Origin of the sequence: Halorubrum sp. SD626R, assembly GCF_001261915.1 — an archaeon.
GTDB lineage: Archaea > Halobacteriota > Halobacteria > Halobacteriales > Haloferacaceae > Halorubrum.
This window is the reverse complement of record NZ_CVRT01000031.1, coordinates 25635-38805: the sequence shown is the minus strand read 5'-3', so window position 1 is coordinate 38805 and position 13171 is coordinate 25635. Positions and strand designations below refer to the sequence as shown.

The window sequence follows — 13171 nt, the reverse complement described above, 5'->3', positions numbered from 1 at the left end:
TATATCAGTTTGATAAGTAGTTACGCACCTAGATATTGTCTGTGATAATCAAGGAGGGTAGTTTCCCAAGAAAATTGGGGCAATGAAATGTGTGTCTACTTCTGTAGAAAGTGTAGTTCTCATATCACAAATCATCCAACAGGTTAATATGCTCCTATTTCGATAACTATATATGAATATTACCGACCAATCAAACAGCGAAGTTAATTCGTTAGCCTTCGCTGAAACTATTGGCGGCGCGAGATCGAGTCAAATAGTTGTCGATAACCTACTGTTGCTAGCTCAGTCATTTCTTTCCGACTCGGCGGTCGCTTTCTACAGAAATGGTACTGAATCAGATTTGGATACAGAACTTAGCCCACAAAAAACTACAGATAACTTTGGAGATGTTAGGGAAGAAACCGTGTCAGTATCAGTTGTGCGCTCTGTTATTAAGAAAGGTCAATCACAGCGGCGTACTGACTTGGAAACAAAGAGCCTCAGTGAAAGTAAGGAATGTGCCCCAACAGACGTCTTTCTACCTGTAGGTAAGCATGGCGTATTACGAGTTGAAATTTTAAATGAAGACCAAGTCCCCAGCGGTGATCTTTCGCGACTGACTCAGGCTACATCTGCGGCTACAGCAGCACTTGACCGACTGATCCAAAATAACGGAGCAGATGAGGACGAACAACAGCGTACAGTCGAATTTGATGCGGACTCACTCGATCAAGTCTATCAGCCTAAAACAACCACAGATAGTCACGAGACAATCGTCACACAACTACTCTCACTTGGTCAGGATTACGTCGGACTCGACACTGGAATTCTTACGAAAGTAGAAAACTCAACAATCGAGATTGAGTACACGGTTGGTTCGACGACCGAGCGCGAAAAAGAGACGACATACGATGTTTCGGATCAGCTGTGTGAAGCCACACTCAATCAAGACCTTCTCGAATCCAGATCGTTCGCCGACGCGTCTGTGGAGGATTACGGAACGCATCCAGCGTCTGAGAACAGCGTCGCGTATATCGGCGTTCCGGTCTTTGTTGATAGTGAACTATACGGAACGATCAACTTTACGAGTAGCGAGCCGCGGTCAGAGGCGTTTGACCGCGACGAACACGAGTTTATCAACCTTCTCGCACAGCGGATTGGAATTGAAATCGAACACCAGAACCAACTTTTAGATGTCGAACGGTACGAGACTATTCTTCAAGCAGTTGATGACCCAGTATATGCGCTCGATGCTAATGGAAAATTCACATTCGTCAACGATGCCGCAGAGCGAGAGTTCGGGTACGGAGAGGACGTGATCGGTGCAGACCCATCAGTCGGGATGGATGAGAACGACATCGCTCATATCCAATCGCAGATTGATGATCTAATTACGACCGATCAGCGGTCAAAACGATCGGAATTCGAACTTAAATCGCGTAACGGCGAGCGTAAGGTTGTCGAAAACCGTATCGGATTAATTGGCAAAAATGAATTCCGAGGGACAGCTGGTGTCCTTCGAGACGTCACCAGTAGAAAAGAACGAGAGCGGCAGTTGGCCTCGTTTCAAAGGGCAATTGAGCAAGGTGCTGATGGCGTCGCTATTCTGGACGACGAGGAGTACGTCTATGTTGATGACACTCATGTCGAGATGTACGGATTCGACAACAAAGACCAGTTAATTGGGTCAACGTGGCACACGCTGTACGACGATTCTGAGATTTCTCGGCTCGAAGCAGAAGCCCTCCCAGCAGTTGAGTCCGACGGTCACTGGCGCGGACAGGTCACAGGTCAACGTCCGGACGGAACGACTTTCCCGACTGAGATCTCCCTAACTCTGATCGATGATGGTCGGATTGTGTGTACTGCTCGCGACGAGACCGAGCAACGACGTCAACAGCGTGAGCTCAAACTCTTCCAGCAGGCTATTGAACAAGCGGCTGATGGCGTCGCAGTTCTTAAAGATGACAAATACACGTACATCGACAAGACACATATTGAGATGTACGGCTTCGAGAGTAAAGAGGAGTTGCTTGGAGACTCTTGGCGCAGACTGTACGATGACGCTGAGATCGAACGGTTCGAAACCGAGGTCTTCCCAGCTCTCGAAGCTGACGGCCACTGGCGTGGGCCAGTCACGGGTACCCAGCCTGATGGAACGACGTTCCCTGCTGAACTCTCTCTGACAATCATCGACGATGGTCGCCTCGTCTGTACTGTCCGGGACGAAACGGACCGCAAAGAACGCGAGCGTGAACTGGAACTGAAAGAGCGGGCGATGGACGAAGCCACTGTTGCCATCCAGATCGCTGACGCAACAAAAGACGACAATCCGTTAGTGTACGTTAATGACGGGTTCGAACAAATAACTGGATACGAGCCAGAGGAGGTACTCGGCCAAAATCCACGGTTTCTCCAGGGTGACGACACCGACCCAGAAAGTAGACAGAGGCTACGCGAAGCGATTAGCCGAGAAGAACCGGTCTCACTTGACATTCAAAACTATCGAAAAGACGGGACACCGTACTGGAGTCAGCTCTCGATCACACCCGTTACAGACAAACACGGTACTGTCGAGAACTACATCGGTATCCAGCAGGATATTACTGAACGCAGAGAGCGCGAACAGAAATTGCTTGCAGAGCGCGAGCGATTCCGGTTATTGATTGAAAGCGTTGACGAGTATGCTTTCCTCGCCATCAATGAAGACGGGCAGATCCAGACGTGGAACGAGAGCGCCAAACAGCTGTTCGGATACACTGATGAATCGGCACTTGGGATGGACGTCGCTACACTCCACCCGCCTGCTGATCGAAAGTCAAAGATCCCAGAGAGACTGCTTCAGCAGGCCAAAGTCGCTGGGAAGAGCTCTCACGAAGGATGGCGAGTGACAGCTGATGGGGACCAGTTCTATGCTGATACACGGTACGTCCGGCTCGAGAACGACGAGGGGACGTCTCATGGGTACGCGCAGATTGTCCGGGACATGACTGAGCGACGCCAGCAGCGGCGTCGCACTGAGCGGTTCGTTGAAGAGTCTGAGGACGTGATCGCAATCGTCGGGACAGACGGGACGTTTAGCTACGTTAGCGGCTCAGCACAAGCAGTTCTTGCGTATGATCCAAATGAGATGGTCGGTGAGAATATCTTCGATTACGTCTATGAAACTGAACGCGAGCAGTTGATGCAGACGTTTTTCGCTACTGTCGAAAGCACGGATGCTGACCAGCAGGCAGAATGTCGCTTCAAATCGGGTAACGACGACTGGCTCAATATTGAGTTACAGTGCCGGAATATGTTGGACGACGACGCTATCGACGGAATGCTGCTGTACCTCCGAGACGTTACTGACAGTAAACAGCGTGCACGCCGATTTGAGAGTATCTTCAATCAGACGTTCCAGTTTGCGGGGTTGTTGGAACCTGACGGAACGGTTATCGAGGTGAACGACAGTGAAATAATACCCGCTAGCGATCAAAGTGACGGAATAGCTGGAGATCTATTCCACGAAACGCCCTTCTGGACGCACTCAGAGACAGTACAAAATAAAGTACAGGATGCGATCACTCAAGCCCGAAAGGGTGAGACCGTTCGATTCAAAACGGAGATTCAAGACGCGTCCGGTCTCGCGACGGTTGACCTCTCGATAAAACCGGTCATAACGGGTGAAGGAGATATTTCTGTGCTTGTCGCAGAGGGTCGCGACATTACCGACCAACAGCACCGACGCCAGCATATTGATGTCATCCACCGGGTGATGCGGCACAACATGCGAAATGACCTATCAAAACTTCGTGGCTGGGCACAGCAAATGAGTGAGGAGCCAGAGCCTAGCACGCGTGCCGAACATCTCGCAACGCTCGAACGGATATTTGACAAGTGGGAGTCAATGACTGATCGTGTAAAACAGATACGCCAAGCATCTCGACAATCAAACAAAGTAGCTGGTGTTAATCCCGGGTCACTAATTGAGGACGCTGTGGCTCCAATCAACGAACAGTACCCCACCGCGACTATTTCAACTGACATATCAGTTGACGCGTCAACACAAGTGCCGGCGATACTGCTTGACGCTGTCCGAGAACTTGTGGAGAACGCAGCTAAGGCTGATACTGACGCTACGATTAATCTTGAGGTCACCCCGGCTGAAAACGAGTGGGTTGAACTCTGTGTCTGCGACGACGGACCCGGTCTCCCAGAAATCGAGGCTCATGCCCTCGAGACTGGGAACGAAACCGACCTTGATCATGGGCAGGGCCTTGGACTGTGGATGGTTCGGATGATCACCACACAGGTAGGCGGAGATATCTCGGTTGAACTGAATGAGAAGGGAACGGAAATCAACCTCCACATTCCTACTAAGTGACTACAAAGTCGGTACGTGTCTAAATTCAGGGTGAGTAACAAGCAATATGCGGGTGCGCCTACATTAACATGTATGTCTAGACTGCGAGGATCAGCCGTGGTCATGACATTCGGTAGTCTGCTGTTGACCCTATCCGTTGGCCACCATGTACGAGAGATTGCTGTACTCTCCACTCAACTTGGACCGATGATCGCACTATTTTTAGACGGGAGCCTCAGTCTCGGATTAATATACGCAGGATACTGGCTTCGTCAAAGAAATCTGACCGCTACTACCGAATGGTCTGTTGGTATTTGGACGATTTTTGGTGGTCTTGTAGGAGCTACGATTGCAGGAATAACACTTACAGTCGAGGTAATTGAGGGTCGGCCGCTCGTAGAACCACAGTTTAGGCTGTTAGTTTCCGCGGGTGGTGGGGCGTTAGTACTGTTTACTGCCGGATACTACGCAGCCCGCCAACAAACGCTCAATCACCGATACGAAACCCTGTTCAATAACACGATTCAGATAACTGGTCTCTTACGATTAGACGGAAGCATCATCGAGATCAACGACACCGCACTGGAATTTGGTGGTCTTGAGCGTGATAACGTCGTTAATGAGCAGTTCGACGAGATCTCGTGGTGGACGCACTCTGAAGAGGTCAAAAAAGGTATTCAAGATGCGATAGCACAAGCAAGAGATGGTGGGTTTGTTCGTTACGAAACTGAAGCGAGGGGAGCTGATGGTCTTAGAACTATTGAGGTTTCAGTGAAGCCAGTCACTAATGAGAACGGTAAGGTCATACAGCTCATCGTAGCTGGCTACGACATAACTGACAAACAACGGCAGAGAGAACACCTTCGAGTTCTCCACCGTCTGATGCGTCATAACATGCGAAATGATTTGATGAAAGTAAATGGCTGGACACAGATGGCTGCGACAGCGGTTTCTCGTGAAGAGCGCATGTCTCACGCAAATAGAGTTAAGAATATCTTGGATTCATGGAAAAAATGACAGGTGAACTGAAAGAAGTCCAAAAGTTGATCGAATCAGAATCCGGAAAGCCAGATCATAAGCTTCCAGGTGATTTCTTACCAGATATCGTTGAGTCCCAACAATCTAAACATCCTGAAGCAGATATCTCGTTGACACTAGACGCTCCATTCACCGGACGCATCCCAGTGTATGTACAGAAAGCAATCATCGAAGCAATTGATAATGCCGTGGCGGCAAGCACCGAAGAGACGCCAACAGTAGGTGTGACCGTAGCTAACACCGATAACAATTGGATCAAAATTACGATTGCGGATGATGGGCCCGGAATACCACCAGCAGAGGCTGCGGTATTAGAGACAGGCCAAGAATCAGCATTAATGCACGGTAGCGCCCTTGGAATCTGGAAAATTCGGATGGCAGTCAAGCAAGCGGGCGGCAACATCTCTGTGGATGATCTCAGTAACGGGACCGCACTTCAGTTTCAACTCCCAAGCAGAGGTCAACAACAACAATCACTTGCCAGAGTGTGATTGTGGGACCCTTCGACGCAGTCGCTGGAACGTGTCACGTCTACTCGGTGAACTACCCCACCCTACTCGCTCCCGCTGGTCGCTCCTTGAGGAAGGGGGCTTACCGCCTGTATTCTGCTAACCCCACTCCCTACTGCGCTACTTCGTCGCTTCGATTTCTGCGTTGCTCCTTGAAAAAGGGGGATTAGCGCCTAATTCCACCTTAGCATTCTCGCCGGTTAAAATACGAGTTCTTAGCTTCGTGGATTCCCTTTTGAGCTCGGTAGAGTACTTTCGACAAAAGGTACTCCCGAGTCTCGCCACGGATGGCGGCGATAGGGATAACGGCTGGTTGGCACAGCCAGCGGGTCACCTGTTTGACCGCAGCGAGGGCAGTTTCGCCCCGCGAGAACAGGTCGTGAACTGCGAACCGTAATATCCCAACTCAGCGGTGCGGTGCCGTGGGATTCCCGCGTCTTCAGGCGTGGGAGGATGTCAATTAGTCTGAGGACCGGCTAGATCTGGACGAGTCTTGTATCAACCTCACAGTAGATGGAAAAATCGGCTGAGTATCCCGAATGAAAATTTCCTCCGAAATGCTATATGTGTCACCGCTTAGTTATCATACATGATTGAGTCAACAGGCGTTTCGGTTCTTCTCGTTGATGATGACCCCGCTCTCGCGGGACTAACAGCCGATATACTCTCTGAACAGGAGAGCCAATTTGCTGTTGAAACAGTAACAAGCGCCAGCGAAGGGCTGGATCGACTCGCCACAGATAACTTCGATTGTATTGTGAGCGACTACGATATGCCCGGCCAGAACGGTATTGAGTTCCTCAAAACAGTGCGCGAGGAAGATCCCGCCTTGCCGTTTATTCTTTATACAGGCAAAGGTAGTGAAGCGGTCGCAAGCGATGCGATCGCTGCCGGTGTGACAGACTATCTACAAAAAGACTCTGGAACAGCTCAGTACACGATCCTTGCCAATCAGATTCGAAACGCCGTAGAAAGACATCGCCATCGAGACCGTGCCCAAGCGACTCGCGACCAGTTGCGCCAAATCATCGATATGCTCCCACAGCTCGTCTTCGCTAAAGACGAGACCGGTGAGTTTCTGCTAGCAAACGAGGCCACTGCCGACGCGTATGGGACCAGCGTCAATAACCTCGAGGGTGCTACAGACGCCGACTTCGCAGACTCCAAGGAGCAAGTTAGCCAGTTCCGCTCCGACGATCAGGCCGTTATAGCGTCTGGCGAGCCTAAACAAATTCCCAAGGAGACGTTGACGACCGCCGATGGTGAGACACGGCTCTTGGAGACGACAAAGATCCCTTACGACCCGGTAGAAACCGACAGCAACGCTGTGCTCGGGATCTCAACAGACATCACCCAACGTAAAAAAAGAAAAACCGAACTAGAGATGCAGTCCGCTGCGATGGAAGCGGCGATGGACGGTATCTCGATCCTGAACGAGGACCACGAGTATATCTACATGAACCAAGCCCATGCCGATATCTTCGATTACGAGGCCGGTGAACTCCTCGGCAGCACCTGGCGACGACTGTATGGCGACGACGAGATCACACGGATCGAACGGGACGTCTTGCCAGTAGTCGAAGAGAAAGGTGAGTGGCGAGGCGAGACTGTGGGTAAGCGACGCGACGGGACCACAGTCTCTCAAGAGATCACGCTCTCACTGCTTGACGATGGCGGTCTTATCTGTACAAACCGGGACATCACTGAGCGCAAAGAGCGCGAGCAGAAGATTAAGCAGACGAATACTGTTCTCCGTACAATCGTCGAAAATCTGCCGATGGGGGTGCTCGTCGAAGATGCCGAACGTGACGTACTCATGGCGAATGACCTACTGGGCGAAACACTTGGCAAACCTATCGATAGTGACCAACTTGTTGGGCGTGACTGTGCCGCGGCGGCTGAAGAGCTCAAAAACCAGTTCGCCGATCCTGAGGGGTTTATCCAAGGCATAGCAGATCGGATTGAACGCCGGGAGGCGGTTCAAAACGAGGAGCTCACCCTCGCAGACAATCGCGTTGTTGAGCGCGATTACGTGCCGTACACCCTGCCAGAAGGTGAGGCGATTCTGTGGCTATACCGTGATGTAACAGAACGCAAGCAGCGAAAGGAGGAACTTGAACGGAGCAGTCAGTTTCTGCGAGACACACAGGAAGTCGCAGCTGTCGGTGGTTGGGAATTTACTATACAGTCAGAGTCTTTGCGATGGTCGGATGAAATGTACCACATTCACGGAGTGTCACGGGAGACTAATGTGACATTCGAAGACGCAATTGAATCTTATCATCCGGAGGATAGAGAGACCCTCGAAAAAGCCTTTAACGGTCTCGCAACCGAGGGCGATCCGTACGAACTGGAGGTTCGGATTCTCACAGTGGAAGGTGATGTGCGGTGGATAAGCGCCCTTGGAGAACCAGAGTATGAAGATGATGAAATCGTCGCCGTGCAAGGGACGTTCCAAGACATCACTGAGCGCAAGGAACGCGAGCAGGAGCTTCGGATGGTCCGTGAGCGGTTTGAACGATTTGCCGGCAATGTCCAAGACGCGTTTTTCTTATTACCAACTGATTACTCAGAAACTAAGTACGTAAATCCGGCAGTGGAAACAATCTACGGGATTACACCTGAGGAGGCCTACGATGACCCGACGGCTTGGCTCCGGCACGTCCATACCGATGACAAGGACGAGCTGCTCAAAAATCTGGAGGCCCAACAAGATGGAACAGTAGAGTGGCCAATCGAGCAGGAGTTCCGTGTCAACCATCCCAACCGTGGGGTACGCTGGGTACAGGCCCGCCTCGACGTAATTACCAACGAGAACGGTGATCCGTTTCGGATTACCGGTGTCACGACCGACATCACCAGACGAATAGAACGCAAACAGCAGTTGGAACAACAAACAGAGGAACTGGAGCATTTGGCGAACAAATATGAATCACAGTACCGAACGCTGTTCGAGGAAGCCCCAGTGATGACGGTTCTCACTCGATCTGAGGACGACCGGCCGATTATTGAGGACTACAATAGCCAGTTCGTCGAGACACTTGGATACGATGCGGACGCAATAACCGGCAGCAAACTCACAGAATTCTACACACCTGAGTCGGAAGAAGAATTACAATCTGGAGGATATAGTCGATCGATTAACGGTGAGTTCACTAGAGAGAAACGCAATCTAGTGGCTAACGATGGTGAGGTAGTAGAGGCTCTCTTGCGCTCGGTTCCACGTCGTACAGCAGACGGTGAGATCATCGGAACGGTAGCAATGTATATCGACATTACTGAACGTGAGTCGGTTAAACGCACAAACAAACGACTAGAGGAGTTCACAAGTGTTGTTTCACACGACTTGAGAAATCCACTACAAATCGCTACGGGGGGAATTGAAATGGCATCCATAGAGTGTGACAGCGACTATCTGGATGAGGCAAAAAAAGGTCTCAACCGGATGGAGACGCTGATTGACGATCTCCTGATGCTAGCCCGTGAAGGAAAAGAAGTAACCGACGCACAGCCGTTCGATCTCGCCACGATGATTAATGGGTGCTGGGAAACCGTTGACACAGGCCAAGCAGCATTATTCAACAATATCGAACGGAGTATACTTGCAGATAAAAGCCGCCTCAAGCAGGTGTTTGAGAACCTGTTTCGAAACGCAATCGAACACGGCGGATCTGACGTGACTGTGACGGTCGGGGAACTTGACGACGGATTCTATATTGAGGACGATGGTCCGGGTATTTCGTCCGAGGAATATGATGACATCTTTGAGGCCGGGTACTCGAAATCGGCAGACGGAACCGGATTTGGGCTGAGTATTGTTGAAGAGATTATCGCCGCTCATGACTGGCAGATTCGTGTCACAGGCGGGAGTGACGGTGGAGCTCGATTTGAGGTTATGGATGTCGAATTTGAGAAATCATCAGGGGAGGTGTGACCTCCTCCCCGTCGTAAACAGTAGTTGCCGAACCTCACAAAGCATCCTCAGCTAGCTGTTTCTGAAGCCTGAGCTCTGTGGCGAAGCGGTTGTGCTGGGTGGCCTTGACGAGAAAATCTTCGACGAACTGACGCAGAGCTGTCGCTGTCGGCGGCGACTGCCGCCGACGCGACAGCGTCGCCACTCATGACGAAGGCTAGCCCTGTCGGAGAGTAGCGAGTAAACCGATCGTCTGGTGGTCGATTTGGGGAGACGGCCCGACGCGTCGCGAGGGCCGTCCACGCTGCCCGTTGAACCATATTGATGAACTCCTTGAACGACCACTTCCAGAGGCGACGCCCCCCACGGCGGGGCGTCGCCACGTACTCCCAGTGTAAATACCGCCAGACGTTCTGTAACAACAAGCTCACCACGACGTACAGCAGCCGTACGACCGGATTTTGTGTTGAGGTCGTCGCAATACTTTGTTTAAAGAGTCGATAGCTCGTGTCGATACCGAAGCGTTTCGCGTGGTGGTATCGAGCATCTCGTGGTGAGTCGATGAACGGCGCGTCAGTCCTTGCCACTGCCAGAACGTTCGGCCTTCAGCTGTCGAACCTCCCGTTCCACGTCGAGATCGTCCAGATCGTCGAACCGGACGATCAGCGTCTCGTCCTCACCAGCGTTCGCGTTCCGCCCATCGTTGTCGGCCGTGTCGACCTCGTTGGCGGTTGTCGGTTCGTCTCCGCTAGTCTCTCCTCCCGAAAGCCGGGCGTCGACCCGACGGACGAGTACGTACGTCGTGGCTGCAGTTCCAGCGGCCACGGCCCCGTAGGCGGCCAACAACGCCTCAGCACCGAACCGAGCCTCCAGCACTGGCCCTGCGAGCCACGCGAACACACAGACACCGACAAGAAACGCCGTGGCGACAGAAACGGCTCTGCTCATGTGGTGCGCTTCGGCGTCACCGGACAAAGCCCTTCGCTCGCCGAGTGCCGGTCCGTGGGCCTATCAGCACGCAGTCGAGAGGTTACACCGTTGATCGTCCGTGTCTATTGTTCGAGGATTAAAACATCATCTCGAGTGTTATACCCACTGATGATTTCTAACCAACAGATCGGTGTATAAAGACCCATCACAGAGGAATTCGTACTCTCTGACGTTAACCAACAGGGGTAGATAAGGGCGGTTTTGTTGGTTAAGCGGCCCTGTTGAGATCCTCAAGAGATAATAGGTTTCTGGGGATGTGCTAAATATAGAAACTTCGTCTCACAGGGTATTTTGCGAATCGCCAGTCATCTATATGATACTCGTTCTCGTAGTTAGCTCATGGTAGTGGATGTGCTCACGACGATAGAGGAGCTGTTAGGAGAGGTTCAAGAAGATATGGACAACCCGGACGCAAGTTACAAACTGAGGACTGCGAGACAACTTCTTAGTGTGCTTGAACAGCGTAACGAAGACCTAAGTATGGCAGTCAGCGAAGCAGTCTCCGACGATGAGTTGCTCGACCGGCTCCGTGAGTTAGATTATATACAGCCAGCAGTTGACGACTTCGCTGGATAGGATTGGTACGTGCTCGTACTGTTGGCGAACCTACCTGGTTGATAGATAGTACACGGCCGATTCGCACTCTATATTCAGCAAATGGTTGACGACAGATCGCCGGTTGAGGGTTTTAATAGAACCAATTCGACACGTACGCACGACTCGGGTTTGAGGAGGTAGGGTGTGCGTCAGTGGGGGTCGATATCGGTGGCCTCCTCCAGCCGCTCGACGCGTTCGCGCAGTTCTTCGAGGTTGGGATCCTCGGCCCGCGCATCCTCCAGCGGGCGGACATCGGTGAGTGCGTCGTCGACGCGCTTGTCCTCGGCCTCGCCGCCGAGGTAAAGATCGCGGCGATCCTGGTGGAGGCTCCGGAGCGTCGACTCAGCGATGCCGGTGTCGTCGGCGACAGTCGCGAACGACTCACCGCGGTCGACACGGGTGAGGGCCTCCCGGACGTGTAGGAACTCGGCCGGATCAACGCGGAGGTAGCCGTCCTCGACGACGAACCCTGCTGGCGGCCTCCCGGTCCACTTTCCGGCGGACTGTGCGGCGCGGACGCCCGACCGTATCCGCTGGAGTTTTTGTTGGTGTTCGATCTGGGCGAGGTCGCCCATCAACCGAGCGACCATGCTGTATATCGTCTGCTGAAGTTCGCCGTCGTCGACATGGATTTTCAGGCCAACATCGAGGGCCTCGACGCCAGTGTCATGTTCCAAGCAGTGTTGGATGAACTCGTGAATCTCAGTCGGACCGAGCCGAGAGAGTCGGCTGATTTCGTGAACGACCACGAGGTCGAACTGTCCCGTCTCGACATCGTCGAGGAGTCGGTTGTACACCTCGCGAGTGTCGGTGTCGGCAGCGCCGGAGACGATCTCTGGATACTCCTCGATGTCTTCTACACCGAGACGTTCCAAATGCTCGTGCGCCTCGTCGAGCTGCCGAGATACGTCCTGATCCGATGTTGAGACGCGGGCATAGATCGCCGCAGTCGCGGGTCCGTTTTTGCTCATGTTTTCGAGGACACGCTGTCAATTTAAACAAGTGGGGGTTACTGCGGTTTTATGTATACCACTTCCTTCTCGCAATGCTTAATCTCAAGAGATCATTCCCTCAAGACCTGTCTATGAGAGAAGTGGTCTATGCGATTCGGATTTCTCACCTCGAATACTCCGGGCTCAAAATCATGGACATCAAGATCGGCAAGTCCACCGACATCGAGAACACCCTCCGCCAGTACAGCCGGGGCAACCGCGACATCGAACTGCTCGACATGTGGACGCCGAACCCCGACAAGACCCTCTCCACCGCCGAGCGCGGCGTCCACGCGGTCGCCGAGCGATACGCCTACGACAAACAGAGCGAGAAGTTCGTCTTCCTCCAGGGCGCATATCAGGAGTTCGCTGAGACGGTCAACATGCTCCTCCGGAACGTCAGTCGCGAGGACCTCGCCGCGGAGTCAACGTCAAGCGAGTTCACCGATGTCGACGACTATACCGGCACAACGCCCTCGGTGATCAAAATCCTCGGTGAGATGCACGACGTCGACAGTTGGGCGGACGCGCTGACGGTGGGGGTCGCGACGATCCTTCGCGACGTTGATGATCATGAGCGCATCACCGAGATCGACGGCCGGACGCGGAGCTACTTCGTGGAGGAGGGTCGGCAGTCGGACCTGTTCAAGCCCCGGCAGATTCCGGACACCAATCTCTACGTGGAGACCAACTTCTCTGCGAACGACTGCGTTCGGAAGGTCGAGCAGGCGATGGCGAAGTACGGGTATGATAGGGCTGAACTGGAGATTTTTACTGAGGAAGTCTAACTAATTTCATATTAGGGCAG

At 52.4% G+C, this 13171-nt stretch carries 8 protein-coding genes and 2 pseudogenes; 7 read left to right on the top strand and 3 right to left on the bottom strand.

The genetic code is table 11. The annotated features are described in order from the left end of the window. The first annotated feature begins 172 nt into the window (after positions 1 to 172). From SD626R_RS02595 to SD626R_RS02575, 5 genes and pseudogenes are all read left to right on the top strand, one after another. Complete coding sequence (locus SD626R_RS02595; RefSeq protein ID WP_092563075.1) at positions 173 to 4345, top strand: PAS domain S-box protein; 4173 nt, start codon at positions 173 to 175, stop codon at positions 4343 to 4345. A gap of 102 nt (positions 4346 to 4447) precedes the next feature. Then, on the top strand, positions 4448 to 5341 hold the full coding sequence (locus tag SD626R_RS02590; RefSeq protein ID WP_158298356.1) for a PAS domain S-box protein: 894 nt from the start codon (positions 4448 to 4450) through the stop codon (positions 5339 to 5341). Then, positions 5338 to 5853 (top strand): sensor histidine kinase, encoded by a 516-nt coding sequence (locus SD626R_RS02585; protein ID WP_137706897.1) that lies wholly within the window; start codon positions 5338 to 5340, stop codon positions 5851 to 5853. Before SD626R_RS02590 ends, SD626R_RS02585 begins: the two co-directional genes overlap by 4 nt. Positions 5854 to 6118: 265 nt before the next feature. Continuing rightward, positions 6119 to 6268 (top strand): annotated as a pseudogene (locus SD626R_RS17100) (RNA-guided endonuclease TnpB family protein); the annotation flags it as partial. A gap of 192 nt (positions 6269 to 6460) precedes the next feature. Next, positions 6461 to 9805, top strand: coding sequence for a PAS domain S-box protein (locus tag SD626R_RS02575; RefSeq protein ID WP_092563066.1), 3345 nt, complete (start codon positions 6461 to 6463; stop codon positions 9803 to 9805). A gap of 215 nt (positions 9806 to 10020) precedes the next feature. Here the strand turns inward: SD626R_RS02575 and SD626R_RS02570 are convergent. Together SD626R_RS02570 and SD626R_RS02565 are read right to left on the bottom strand one after the other, a co-directional pair. Next, positions 10021 to 10359: pseudogene (locus SD626R_RS02570) on the bottom strand (ISH3 family transposase); the annotation flags it as partial. Further along, positions 10358 to 10732 carry a hypothetical protein gene (locus SD626R_RS02565; RefSeq protein ID WP_092563063.1) on the bottom strand — a complete coding sequence of 125 codons (375 nt, stop codon included), beginning with the start codon at positions 10730 to 10732 and terminating at the stop codon, positions 10358 to 10360. The gene SD626R_RS02565 and the pseudogene SD626R_RS02570, both read right to left, overlap by 2 nt. Positions 10733 to 11113: 381 nt before the next feature. Between SD626R_RS02565 and SD626R_RS02560 the strand changes: the two genes are divergently transcribed. After that, positions 11114 to 11350 (top strand): hypothetical protein, encoded by a 237-nt coding sequence (locus tag SD626R_RS02560; RefSeq protein ID WP_092563060.1) that lies wholly within the window; start codon positions 11114 to 11116, stop codon positions 11348 to 11350. Positions 11351 to 11520: 170 nt separating this feature from the next. On the opposite strand, the gene SD626R_RS02555 is transcribed toward SD626R_RS02560, so the two are convergent. Continuing rightward, a complete protein-coding gene (locus SD626R_RS02555) occupies positions 11521 to 12342 on the bottom strand; it encodes a recombinase family protein (RefSeq protein WP_176697255.1) in 822 nt (273 codons plus the stop codon). A 74-nt stretch (positions 12343 to 12416) separates the two neighbouring features. Between SD626R_RS02555 and SD626R_RS02550 the strand changes: the two genes are divergently transcribed. After that, entirely contained in the window at positions 12417 to 13151 is a 735-nt protein-coding gene (locus tag SD626R_RS02550; protein WP_241996732.1) for a replication initiation negative regulator SeqA, read from the top strand. Positions 13152 to 13171: the final 20 nt, after the last annotated feature.

Bases quoted from the DNA above. Each gene is read 5' to 3' on its own strand.
- SD626R_RS02595 (WP_092563075.1), top strand. From the start codon at position 173: ATGAATATTACCGACCAATCAAACAGCGAAGTTAATTCGTTAGCCTTC.
- SD626R_RS02590 (WP_158298356.1), top strand. From the start codon at position 4,448: ATGACATTCGGTAGTCTGCTGTTGACCCTATCCGTTGGCCACCATGTA.
- SD626R_RS02585 (WP_137706897.1), top strand. From the start codon at position 5,338: ATGACAGGTGAACTGAAAGAAGTCCAAAAGTTGATCGAATCAGAATCC.
- SD626R_RS02575 (WP_092563066.1), top strand. From the start codon at position 6,461: ATGATTGAGTCAACAGGCGTTTCGGTTCTTCTCGTTGATGATGACCCC.
- SD626R_RS02565 (WP_092563063.1), bottom strand. From the start codon at position 10,732: ATGAGCAGAGCCGTTTCTGTCGCCACGGCGTTTCTTGTCGGTGTCTGT.
- SD626R_RS02560 (WP_092563060.1), top strand. From the start codon at position 11,114: ATGGTAGTGGATGTGCTCACGACGATAGAGGAGCTGTTAGGAGAGGTT.
- SD626R_RS02555 (WP_176697255.1), bottom strand. From the start codon at position 12,342: ATGAGCAAAAACGGACCCGCGACTGCGGCGATCTATGCCCGCGTCTCA.
- SD626R_RS02550 (WP_241996732.1), top strand. From the start codon at position 12,417: ATGCTTAATCTCAAGAGATCATTCCCTCAAGACCTGTCTATGAGAGAA.